The following is a 10,594-nucleotide window of genomic DNA, read 5'->3' on the forward strand; positions in this document are numbered from 1 at the left end:
TATTAAACCGATTGACTAATTTAAGCTTCCACTTCCCTTAAAAACTTTGTTGCATCTTCAGGCGGCACCGGATTAATATAAAAACCCGTCCCCCATTCAAATCCGGCAAGTTTCGTTATTCGCGGAATAATTTCTATATGCCAATGGTAATATTCACTCTCCTCCATATTATACGGAGTTGAATGAATCAAGGTATTGTAAGCCGGATTACTCAACGCTCTTTCCAGTTTAAGAAACACCTTTTTAGAAATTGAAGCTAATGACGGTATCAGGTGATCAGGTATGTTCTCGAAATGCGTCAGATGTTGTTTAGGCATAATCCATAATTCAAACGGGAAACGCGACGCAAATGGACTAACAGCGATAAAATGCTCATCGTTAACCACAACTCGCACTTCATCTTCTATCTCCTGATGTATGATATCGCAATAGATGCACCGACCGCGATAGTTATAGAAGTTCTTGCTGCCCCGCATTTCCTGTTCAATCCTGATTGGGACAACCGGCGTAGCTACCAACTGCGAATGGGTATGATCCAGCGACGCACCAGCCGCATCACCCACATTCTTGAATATCAGTCCATAGACCAACCGGATATCCTTCTTTAGGTCCAACAGCCGGTTCTTATATGTATGAAGCACCGCCTCGATATTTCCAACCGACATCAGCGCCATAGAAGTAACATGCTGTGGCGTTTCGATAATAACTTCATGAGCACCAACACCACGCATCTGGTCGTAAAGACCACGGCCGCGCTTGCTCAGGCTACCCTCAATAGCCAGTGCCGGGAACTTATTGGGCACAACCCGTACCTGCCAACCCTTTTCATTAGGCCTGGTATTGGGCGCACGCATAGCAAATATCTCGGGCGGGGTTAAACCTTCGTTACCATCGCAGAACGGGCACGGCGCGTTACTCGGCACCGCCGAAACCGCCGGCTTGAAATCGCTGGGCCTCTTGGCTCGCTCGCTGGCGATGATTACCCACCGCCCCAGTATTGGATCTTTTCTTAATTCTGGCATAAGTTAAAATTTATCACTCCTAACTATTAGGCTATCCAATTCACATTGTCGAATTCTTTAATCGGTAATTTAAATCTTATCGGAGTTGCGCCCGGATAAGCCACCAGCGGTTTGTCACCCTTGATAAGCTCAATGAACAATTCTACCTCGTCCCCTCCTTTGAACCCTAACACTTCCAGCGAACAGGATAATTCTATCACGCTATTATACCTAACTGTGGGAAACCTATCTCCGATGATATTGCGCTTTTCATCATAAACCGAGAAGTAACCACCTTCGCTGGATAATTTATGGATTATAATCTTTCGTTTCCGGGGTTTCAAGAAATTAATGGTAAAATAAATATCTTTAATGTCCACCGGATCTATCCGGAAGAAAAGATTGACCTTGTCAAATCCGAAATATACGGCCTTAACCGGAGACTTTTCCGAATAGTCCATAGTAGAAATCCGAGCCGGATCACTGGCCGGTTCATAATGCCCGGCAGCCAACCACTCAAAATAATCGCTGGCCCGACCGTCCATTTTTATTTCCAGATATCCCCACGGATGAGTATAAATTTCCGCTTCTTTTTTCTGTTTTATCGGGGTATACAGGTATTCCGGCACCTCCAATCCCGATTGTAGATAAACATTCATCAGGTTCTTACGGAACAGCGCATCAAAAACATTGTCCATAGATGACGAGTGCTCCGGCCCAAACCACCAAAACCAGTCACTACCCTCGGCAATGTAAATATTCTCCATCGCCTGGGCACTTACATTATGATTACGCGCCGCCTCGCGCGTCCGGGACAAGTATTCCCACCCCTTATAATCCTCCTGGTCGCCAGCCCAAATGGCAAAATTATGATTAATCCAAGAACCAGAGTAAATGGTTTTAAGCTCCGCTTTGGGCGGAAATTGCTTAATGAAATCCGACATCCGTACCGTCTCAATATCTTTATCCTCACTCAACATCTTATACAACGTTCTGATAAACACTATCCCGTTATCCGGGTAGTACTCCCAGGGATTCTCTCCGTCCAGAATAACACTGACCAACACCGGCTCATTACCATTAGCTCGAGCCGCATTAGCCTTAATCTGGCTGACAAAGTGGCGAGCCGCATCCTCCTGACCCCAACGCTGATATTGAAAACTGACTGAATTGGAAAATGACTGGTCTCTAAACACCACATTCAGAGGGGTATTATTTACATTAATATAATACGGCTTGTATAATGGCTCTGAGTTATTAAGTATCCCCTGCCCGTCCCGCTCAAACCAGGTGCCTAAAGTATGTCCGAGTATTTCCTCATCCGTGGCGAACCACTTTATCCCCTGCTCAACCAATAGCGGCAGGATATCCGGCGAAACCGACCCCTCAGCCGGCCACATTCCCTGTGGGTCACACCCGAAATAATGGCGGTATATTTTAACCGCCTCGGCCACGTGGTGCCTGGCATCGGCCTTAAAATCCGCCTGGTTAACCACCGGCAGTTTTGCGCCCGGCATAGCCACCCTGGCCGACTGCATATCACACAATAAAGGCAGTATGGGATGATATAACGGCGTAGTGGTGATTTCCACCCGCCCATCGTCCTGAAGTTTTTTATGCATCGGCACAATCCGCTTCAGGACCTCTATCTGCTTATCCAGTATCGCCTGCTTATCCTCTTCCTTAAATCCACGCCCCCTGATTATCAATGATTTTATCAACGGATCTTTCCCCTTTAGTACCGGATGAAACCAAGCCAGGTTAGCCAGCACCACCAGGTCAATAAAATCCTGCTCTGTAAACTCTTTAACAATGGGGTTGACCTGAGACCCCTTCCCCTCTCCTAATGGCCGGCCGGATGATTGCTGAAACTTGCTATGTAACTCCTTATATTTCTGGAACCGACCAATCATGTTATCCGGATTAGCCATGAAAAGGTTATCCAGCAGGTATTGCTTATCAGCATCAGTCAAATCCTTAGCCGGCTTACGCCCCAGGAACAAGCCCCGATCAAAGGAACCGTCAATATATTCCTGAATCTGCTTTAATAATGATGGCACCAAGTTGATATTAGCTTTGATTTTAGGGAACTCATCCAGCAACGCCGCCATTCCAAAATAATCCTTAATGCCATGCAAACGTACCCAGGGCATCCAGAATTCACCCGACACTGTGTCACGATAATAAGGTTGGTGATGGTGCCACAGGAATGACAAATAAATCTTTTGCGCCATGGCCGACCAAATAATACCATTTCCCCAGATTGTCAAGATATATCCATCTAACCGTATATCATTAACGAATAATAAACATTATTTCTTGACTAACCCTGTTTAGTATGTAGTAGATAGAGCCCTATTAATCAAGTAAACTGATTCCCGCCAAAGGCGGGTCAGCCTCAGGCTGAAAACAGAGGAGTAAATTTATGCCCAAAGTTGAAGAGCTAAAGGAAAAGGTTGTCCGTCTCAAGAAGAAGCTAACCGAGACCAAAGACAATAAAAAAATGATCCGAGCCGTAACCAAGAGCCTTAAAAGGGCCCAGAGAAAAATCAATACCCTGACCGGCAAGAAACTGGCCTCTAAGCATAAGGGTGAAGAAGGCGAAAAGAAACCGGACGCTCCGGACGCCGCTAAACCAGCCCCGGCTCCGGCTGTTGCTAAACCGGCACCGGCCGCCGCCGCACCGGAATCAGAGAAAAAATAATCGTTCGGCTGTTATCAGCCAAAGGCTGACCCGCCCGACCGGCTGACGCCAATCATTCGGGCAGGCGTGGCAGAAATGAGGTTAAAATGTCTCAATACATAACCGAAGTAACTGACGCTACCTTTAAAACCGAAGTGATTAACTCCAAACTTCCGGTGCTGGTAGATTTCTGGGCACCTTGGTGCGGTCCGTGCAAAATGATAACACCCATATTGGAAAAACTGGCTCCTGAATACCAATCCAAAGTCAAGATAGCCAAGGTCAACGTCGACGACTCGCCCGAAACTGCCACCGATTACGGCATCTCAGCCATACCCACGCTGTTGCTGATTAAAGGCGGAGAAATCAAAGAACAGGTGGTCGGCTTCCAGTCCGAACCCCAGTTGAAAAAACTGCTGGATAGCGTTATCGATTAGTTTATAACAATAAGCATCCTGAAAGGATAGCGTTACCGAATAATACAAAACCACAAACAAAAACTAATAAAAGATTCTTTGCACTCTTAACGTTCTTCCCGATAAAAACATGAAGTACTTAATCACCGGCGGCGCCGGATTCATCGGTTCGCACCTAGCTGAGATACTGTTGAACCAAAAACATCAGGTTTGGGTTATTGACGACCTGTCCACCGGTTCGCTTGATAATATCAAACGCCTTAAATCCAACCCAAATTTTCACTATACCATCGGCACTATACTTAACGAGCGGCTCCTGGCCAAATTGATAAACCAAGTTGACGTAATTTTTCACCTGGCCGCGGCCGTCGGCGTACGCCTGATAATCGAAAAACCAGTCACCACCATAGAGACAAACATCTCCGGCACCGAAGCCGTGCTCAAACTGGCCGCCCGCAAGAACAAGCTGGTGTTGATAGCCTCATCATCAGAAGTCTACGGCAAAAATGCCAAAATACCATTCTGTGAAAATGACGATATGCTCCTGGGTGCCACCACCAAAAGCCGCTGGAGCTACGCCTGCTCCAAGGCCATCGATGAATTTCTGGCACTGGCCTACTGGCGCGAAAGAAAACTGCCCGTAATAATAGCCCGGCTATTCAATACCGTCGGCCCGCGCCAAACCGGACGTTACGGCATGGTCATTCCCCGGTTCGTCCGCCAGGCGCTCAAAGGCCAACCCATCACCGTTTACGGCAGCGGTAAACAATCACGCTGTTTCACCGACGTCAGCGACGTGGTCACCGCTCTGATAAAACTCAGCCGGACAAAAAAAGCCCGCGGCCAGGTCTTCAACATCGGCGCTAACCAGGAAATAACCATCGACCAGCTGGCCCGCAAGGTCAAAGCCAAAACCAAAAGCGCCTCGCCCATCAAACATATCCCCTACGACAAAGCTTATCAGGAAGGTTTCGAAGATATGCTCCGGCGCGTGCCCGGCCTGGCCAAGATAAAAAAATTCATCGGTTATAAACCGACTAAAAATATGGATCAAATTCTAGACAGAGTTATAGACCACGAAAATAATTATCACAAGTATTAATATTTAGAAAAGGAGTTACAAATGGAAACCAATGCATTGAATTTACTGAAGGATATGGTTAACGCGCCCAGCCCGTCCGGCTACGAGAAACCGGCCCAGGATATCTGGATTAAATACGTCAAAACCTTCGCGGATGAAGTAAAAAAGGACGTGCACGGCAACGCCATGGCCGTCATCAACCCCAAAGGCAAACCGCGGATAATGCTGGCCGGCCATTGCGATGAAATCGGGCTGATGGTCCGCTACATCGACGACAAAGGTTATATCTATTTCGGCATGATTGGAGGCATCGATACCGGCATCCTGCCGGGACAGCGCTTTTACATCCATACCAAGACCGGACCTGTCTTGGCTATCGTCGGCAAGAAAGCCATCCACCTGATGGAGGAAGAGGAACGCAAGTCAGCCGGTTCGCCTAAACTGCACGGGCTGTGGCTGGATATCGGCGCCAAGTCCAAAAAAGAAGTGGCTAAGATTATCGATATCGGCGACCCGATTACCTTTGCGGTCGGTTTTGAAAAACTCAAGAACGATTTAGTGGTCTCGCGCGGTTTTGACGACAAGATGGGCGCATGGATAGTGGCCGAAGCTCTCCGGCTCATCGCCAAAAAGAAACCCCAGGCCGCGGTTTACGCCGTTTCTACGGTCCAGGAGGAAATCGGCATGCGCGGCGCCAGGACAAGCGCTTACGGCATCAGCCCGGACATCGGCATTGCCGTGGACGTAACCCACGCCACCGATTACCCGGATTCCAACCCCAAACGCTCAGGCGATATTAAACTCGGTTCGGGACCGGCTATTTCGCGCGGGCCGAACATCAACCACGTGGTCTTTGACCGGCTGGTAGCCGCCGCCAAGGCCGATAAAATTCCGTATCAGGTCGAAGCAGCTCCGGGCGCCACCGGCACCGACGCCAATATGATGCAGGTTACCAAGGAAGGAGTGGCCACCGGACTGGTCAGCGTTCCTAACCGATATATGCATACGCCCATCGAGGTTATTTCTCTGGCTGACCTGGAAAATACGGCCAAACTGCTGGCCGGGTTTACTCTAAAACTCAACGGTAACGTCAACTTTATACCGTAAGTTTCAAACACTAAACGCTCCAAGAACACAAGGCGTCCCGATGTTACATCGGGACGCCTTTTTTATTAGATTTAATATTAAATTATGCTTTGTGTTCTTGGTTCCACGGAAGGCTATAACTCTGTCTTTGTGGCGAATAAACTAAACTTTCCGGCAGGTGATTTCCAGATGTGACGCGTTTCCCAATAATGCCTCTTCGGTATGGAGCTTAAGCTCTAATTTTAGCATCCGGTCAAAAGCATCCCTATCTTTAAGCACCTGCTCGTTGGCCCGGACCGGCAGGACCACCTTGCCACTTAAAGCCAGCACCTCAAATCCGTTCCTGGTAAACAGCTTACGCAGTTCGTCCGGGCTGAAATAGGTCAGCTGATATTGTTCTTCTTTATTGCTGGTGAACCAATTAGTCCGACCGGTGGCAATCAGTTCCTCCAACTGGTCTAACTTCCCCTGTTCCATAAACACCCTCATCCCGGAAAACTTGTTGTCAACCGAAGCGATGCAGACAGCCTTAGGCTTGAGCACCCGGTGTATTTCCCGAACGGCCTTGAGCGGTTCCTGGGCGCAGGATATCGGGTCGCCCTGGGCGATGGCCATATCAAACGTATTATCCCCGAAAGCGGACATCTCGCAGATATCGGCCTTAGCGAATGTAATCTTGTTAGCCAGGTTCGTCTGCTCGGCCTTGCGCTGAGCCACATCGAGCATCTTCTGCGACAGGTCAGCCAGAGTGATATTATAACCGGACTTAGCCAGTTTCAGCGCCCATATTCCGGTGCCGCCGCCGATATCCAGTATCCGGGCCGGCAGACTGCGCGGCAGGTTACGCTTGAGGTTGTACCAGGTGACCGCCTGGTAGAACTCCCAGTAAGGACTCTTGTACGAGTCGTCATAACTGTGCGCCACCCGGTCGTAATATAACTCGCAGGCCGATTTACTCATACTTAGCCACAGAGGCACAGAGAGCACGGAGAATTAAATTATCGGGTTAAAGGTCTCTGTGAACTCTGTGTCTCCGTGGCAGAATTATAACCTTAATTCCGGTTATGGCGATAAAAAGTTGCATAATTTCCTTGTATTTCAATATCCTCATTTGTATGATACTGCCCCGTTATGGTAAAACATATTTTCATTACGGGCGGCGTGGTTTCCTCGCTGGGCAAAGGACTCACCTCCGCATCCATCGGCATGCTCCTGGAAAACCGAGGGCTTAAAGTCTCCATCCAGAAATTCGACCCTTATATCAACGTCGACCCGGGTACGATGAACCCCTTCCAGCACGGCGAAGTCTATGTCACCAACGACGGTGCCGAAACCGATCTGGACCTGGGACATTACGAACGCTTCACCAACGCCGTCTTGACCAAGAACTCCAACTTCACCACCGGCAAGATATACTCCAGCGTCATTGCCAAGGAACGGGCCGGCAAGTATCTGGGCAAAACCGTCCAGGTCATCCCGCACATCACCGATGAAATCAAGAATGCCATCCATCTGCCCGATACCCAAGGCATTGACGTATCCATCACCGAAATAGGCGGCACGGTCGGCGATATCGAAGGCCTGCCCTTCCTCGAGGCCATCCGCCAAGTCGGGCTGGAACTGGGCCGAGACAAAGTCCTTTACATACACCTTACATTAATACCCTACCTGCGGACCAGCCAGGAGATGAAGTCCAAACCCACCCAGCACAGCGTCAGCAAGCTCCGTGAAATCGGCATCCAGCCGGACATCCTCATTTGCCGGACCGAACATCATATCCCGGACGACGCCCGAGCCAAGCTGTCGCTCTTCTGCAACGTCCGGCCCGAAGCGGTCATCGAGGAAAAGGACGTGGACTTCAGCATCTACCAGGTGCCGCTGATGCTGGTGGAACAAAAACTGGACGAACTGATAATCAAACATCTGAGCCTGAAATGTAAACCACATAACCTGAATCAATGGCACCGGATGCTCCGGATATTAAAATCACCCAAGAAAACCGTGGAAATAGCCGTGGTCGGCAAATATCTTGAACTGCAGGACTCATACAAATCCATCTACGAGGCGCTTACCCACGGCGGCATAGCCAATAACGCCCGGGTAATAATCCGCAAAGTCAACGCCGACGAGGTGACCAATGCCAACGCCGCCAAACTACTCAAAGGCGTCAAGGGCATATTGGTGCCGGGCGGTTTCGGCTCGCGCGGCATCGAAGGCAAAATCGCAGCCGTCAAATACGCCCGCGAGAAAAAAATACCTTTCTTCGGCATCTGCTTGGGCATGCAATGTGCGGTCATAGAATTCGCCCGCCACGTGCTCGGGTTGAAACAGGCGCACAGCTCTGAATTCGATACCGCTACGCCCGACCCGGTCATCGGCCTGATGGCCTCGCAGAAAAACATCAAGGATATAGGCGGGACTATGCGCCTGGGCGCTTACCCCTGCCGGCTTAAGTCCGGCTCAAGGGCTGCCAAGGCCTATAAAAACACTTTAATCTCCGAACGACACCGGCATCGTTACGAATTCAATAATAAATATCTGGCCGAGTTCCAGGCCAAAGGGCTGGAGCCGGTGGGCATCTACCCGGAAAGCAACCTGGTCGAGATAGTCGAGTTAAGAAACCATCCCTGGTTCGTCGGGGTGCAGTTCCATCCGGAATTCAAGTCTAAGCCCTTAAGCCCGCACCCACTCTTCCGGGGATTCATCAAAGCCGCACTGGGAAAATAGTGCTAAAGAAAGGTCCCGACGGAATAGTCGGGATAAGGCCCAGTAGAAACATACCGCCACTTTGTGTCGGTCTGTTTAACTGGCTCTAAAGAGCGTTATGAGCGAAGAAAACAAAGAGAAAAAAGTAGACAGCGGTTGGAAAGAACAAGCCCAGAAGGAAAAAGAGGAACTGGATAAAAAGCCACATGAAGAAGGTTGCGGGTGCGACGACAAGTTCGCGCCGCCTCCGGATTTCAACACCCTAGTTTACACCTTGGCTCTGCAGGCCCTGATATCACTGGGCCAGATGGAACACCCGGCCAGCCACAAGAAAGAAGTCGACCTGATCCAGGCCAGGTATAATATCGACACCCTGGAGATGCTCAAGGCCAAGACGGTCAATAACCTGACCAAAGAAGAAGCCCCGCACCTGGAACAAACACTTTACGCCTTACAGATGCTCTTCGTCCGGGTAAGCCAGGAACCTAACCCAACACCGGCCCCAGCGCCTACCCCTGATGCCGAACCTGACAAGAAGAAATAACCGCTATGCGCTCTATCATATTCAGCCTGCTGGCCCTGTTGGCCGTTGCAGGCTTGGTTTATTCCGAACCGGCTCCGCAACCAAAGCCGGCTCCCAAGCCACCGCCCCCACCGGCCACCTGGTCCGGTACGTTCGAAGGCAACATGCGCAACCAGATTGCCAAAGTTGACACCACCAACACCACGCTCAAGTCCGACATCTACCGGGACAGCCACGATACTAAATTCTACAACGGTCTGCTCTATCTCCGCGGCAAATCGGCCGACACGCTCACCCAATTCCAACGCCGGGCCGAGTTCAAGTGGGACCAAAAGCTTAAATATAAATTCTACGGCTATCTCCAGCAGGTCTTCGAGGACAACCAGATGACCAAACTGGAAATCCTCAGCCGCTCCAGCGGCGGGCTCGGCTACCATTTCAAGACCAAAAACAACTTTAAATGGGCCGGCTACCTGGGCGCCAGCTACACCTCGGAAGAATACGAAAGCAACCCCATCATCAACCGCTCATATTCCTACCAGCTGGCCAACGACCTCTACTGGAAAATCAATGATACCCTGGAAGTTAGAAATAAATACGAATACCTACCCCGCTCCAAAGACCTCGATGAATTCAAAACCCGCTCGGACAGCTCGGTCAAGGTCTACTTCAGCAAGCACCTTTACGGCGGCTTCTCGCTCATTAACGAATACGACAGCAATCCGGGCACCACCAGCGTCTCCCGGCATACGGCCACATCGATGATAACTATCGGATTCAGATTTTAGCCACGGATTAACCTATGAAATTATTTACGAAGAACGCGCTTAAACGGCTCGGCACATTGGCAGTTGTCTTAATCGTCGGCTATGTGATATTCATCAGCTGCTGCTCGGTCATAGAAACGCCGCCTTATGTGGCCAAAAAACTGCCGGTCCGTCCTTTTACGCCGGCCCAATCAGGCAACGGCGAACTGGTCCTCGACCCCGGCTCGAATCAGGTGCCGATACTGGTCCTGCGCGGAACTCCGGCCGAAATGGGACAGCAACAGGGAACACTGCTCAAGCCCCAGCTCGATATTCTGGTCGCCAACTACCT

General features: G+C 49.9%; 11 protein-coding genes. 8 read left to right on the forward strand and 3 right to left on the reverse strand.

All coding sequences use genetic code 11. The annotated features are described in order from the left end of the window. Positions 1-20: 20 nt before the first annotated feature. Positions 21-1,022 (reverse strand): galactose-1-phosphate uridylyltransferase, encoded by a 1,002-nt coding sequence (gene galT / locus WC980_09020; GenBank protein MFA5795185.1) that lies wholly within the window; start codon positions 1,020-1,022, stop codon positions 21-23. A gap of 26 nt (positions 1,023-1,048) precedes the next feature. Further along, positions 1,049-3,235, reverse strand: a complete 2,187-nt coding sequence (locus tag WC980_09025; GenBank protein ID MFA5795186.1) for a glycoside hydrolase family 57 protein — start codon at positions 3,233-3,235, stop codon at positions 1,049-1,051. Positions 3,236-3,426: 191 nt separating this feature from the next. Here WC980_09025 and WC980_09030 point away from each other — a divergent pair, with 191 nt between their 5' ends. The 4 genes from WC980_09030 (at position 3,427) to WC980_09045 (ending at position 6,288) form a co-directional block, all read left to right on the forward strand. Continuing rightward, positions 3,427-3,705, forward strand: coding sequence for a hypothetical protein (locus tag WC980_09030; GenBank protein ID MFA5795187.1), 279 nt, complete (start codon positions 3,427-3,429; stop codon positions 3,703-3,705). Between the two features lie 86 nt (positions 3,706-3,791). Further along, positions 3,792-4,121, forward strand: a complete 330-nt coding sequence (gene trxA / locus WC980_09035; protein ID MFA5795188.1) for a thioredoxin — start codon at positions 3,792-3,794, stop codon at positions 4,119-4,121. A gap of 109 nt (positions 4,122-4,230) precedes the next feature. Then, positions 4,231-5,202 carry a GDP-mannose 4,6-dehydratase gene (locus WC980_09040; protein ID MFA5795189.1) on the forward strand — a complete coding sequence of 324 codons (972 nt, stop codon included), beginning with the start codon at positions 4,231-4,233 and terminating at the stop codon, positions 5,200-5,202. A 21-nt stretch (positions 5,203-5,223) separates the two neighbouring features. Further along, a complete protein-coding gene (locus tag WC980_09045) occupies positions 5,224-6,288 on the forward strand; it encodes a M42 family metallopeptidase (GenBank protein MFA5795190.1) in 1,065 nt (354 codons plus the stop codon). 141 nt (positions 6,289-6,429) lie between these two features. On the opposite strand, the gene WC980_09050 is transcribed toward WC980_09045, so the two are convergent. Beyond that, positions 6,430-7,227, reverse strand: a complete 798-nt coding sequence (locus WC980_09050; protein ID MFA5795191.1) for a methyltransferase domain-containing protein — start codon at positions 7,225-7,227, stop codon at positions 6,430-6,432. 171 nt (positions 7,228-7,398) lie between these two features. Here WC980_09050 and WC980_09055 point away from each other — a divergent pair, with 171 nt between their 5' ends. From WC980_09055 to WC980_09070, 4 genes are all read left to right on the forward strand, one after another. Further along, entirely contained in the window at positions 7,399-8,994 is a 1,596-nt protein-coding gene (locus WC980_09055; GenBank protein MFA5795192.1) for a CTP synthase, read from the forward strand. A 97-nt stretch (positions 8,995-9,091) separates the two neighbouring features. Beyond that, entirely contained in the window at positions 9,092-9,517 is a 426-nt protein-coding gene (locus WC980_09060; protein ID MFA5795193.1) for a DUF1844 domain-containing protein, read from the forward strand. A 5-nt stretch (positions 9,518-9,522) separates the two neighbouring features. Next, positions 9,523-10,284 (forward strand): DUF481 domain-containing protein, encoded by a 762-nt coding sequence (locus WC980_09065; protein ID MFA5795194.1) that lies wholly within the window; start codon positions 9,523-9,525, stop codon positions 10,282-10,284. Positions 10,285-10,298: 14 nt separating this feature from the next. Next, positions 10,299-10,594: hypothetical protein (locus tag WC980_09070; GenBank protein MFA5795195.1), on the forward strand; the 296-nt coding region annotated here is incomplete at its 3' end.

Source organism: Candidatus Brocadiia bacterium (assembly GCA_041658285.1).
GTDB lineage: Bacteria > Planctomycetota > MHYJ01 > JACQXL01 > JACQXL01 > JBBAAP01.

Coding starts and splice junctions, on each gene's coding strand:
- WC980_09060 (MFA5795193.1), top strand. CDS start 9,092: ATGAGCGAAGAAAACAAAGAGAAAAAAGTAGACAGCGGTTGGAAAGAA.
- WC980_09050 (MFA5795191.1), bottom strand. CDS start 7,227: ATGAGTAAATCGGCCTGCGAGTTATATTACGACCGGGTGGCGCACAGT.
- WC980_09045 (MFA5795190.1), top strand. CDS start 5,224: ATGGAAACCAATGCATTGAATTTACTGAAGGATATGGTTAACGCGCCC.
- trxA (MFA5795188.1), top strand. CDS start 3,792: ATGTCTCAATACATAACCGAAGTAACTGACGCTACCTTTAAAACCGAA.
- galT (MFA5795185.1), bottom strand. CDS start 1,022: ATGCCAGAATTAAGAAAAGATCCAATACTGGGGCGGTGGGTAATCATC.
- WC980_09065 (MFA5795194.1), top strand. CDS start 9,523: ATGCGCTCTATCATATTCAGCCTGCTGGCCCTGTTGGCCGTTGCAGGC.
- WC980_09055 (MFA5795192.1), top strand. CDS start 7,399: ATGGTAAAACATATTTTCATTACGGGCGGCGTGGTTTCCTCGCTGGGC.
- WC980_09025 (MFA5795186.1), bottom strand. CDS start 3,235: ATGGCGCAAAAGATTTATTTGTCATTCCTGTGGCACCATCACCAACCT.
- WC980_09040 (MFA5795189.1), top strand. CDS start 4,231: ATGAAGTACTTAATCACCGGCGGCGCCGGATTCATCGGTTCGCACCTA.
- WC980_09030 (MFA5795187.1), top strand. CDS start 3,427: ATGCCCAAAGTTGAAGAGCTAAAGGAAAAGGTTGTCCGTCTCAAGAAG.